Genomic DNA, 400 nt, shown 5'->3' on the forward strand with positions numbered 1-400 from the left:
GGGTTATGAGCCCGACGAGCTACCGGACTGCTCCACCCCGCGACGGTAAAAAATATAAACCTATGGTGGAGGATGACGGGATCGAACCGCCGACCCTCTGCTTGTAAGGCAGATGCTCTCCCAGCTGAGCTAATCCTCCAAATAAATGGTGACCCCTACGGGATTCGAACCCGTGTTACCGCCGTGAAAGGGCGGTGTCTTAACCGCTTGACCAAGGGGCCATTATTAAAATATGTATGGCGGAGAGCAAGGGATTTGAACCCTTGATACGCGGTTAGCGTATACACGATTTCCAATCGTGCTCCTTCGGCCACTCGGACAGCTCTCCATTTGTTGGCTCCGCAGGTAGGACTCGAACCTACGACCGATCGGTTAACAGCCGATTGCTCTACCACTGAGC

The 400-nt window shown here is 53.8% G+C and carries 3 tRNA genes; all 3 read right to left on the bottom strand.

Annotation, left to right across the window (positions count from 1 at the left end):
- Window positions 1-63: 63 nt before the first annotated feature.
- The 3 genes from RB160_RS23965 to RB160_RS23975 all read right to left on the bottom strand — a co-directional run bounded on the left by RB160_RS23965 (window position 64) and on the right by RB160_RS23975 (window position 328).
- Window positions 64-139: transfer RNA gene (locus RB160_RS23965), tRNA-Val, on the bottom strand.
- Between the two features lie 7 nt (window positions 140-146).
- A tRNA-Glu gene (locus tag RB160_RS23970) sits at window positions 147-221 on the bottom strand.
- A 16-nt stretch (window positions 222-237) separates the two neighbouring features.
- Window positions 238-328 (bottom strand) — tRNA-Ser (locus tag RB160_RS23975).
- Window positions 329-400: the final 72 nt, after the last annotated feature.

Origin of the sequence: Neobacillus sp. YIM B06451, assembly GCF_032667185.1 — a bacterium.
Taxonomy (GTDB): domain Bacteria; phylum Bacillota; class Bacilli; order Bacillales; family Cytobacillaceae; genus Bacillus_D.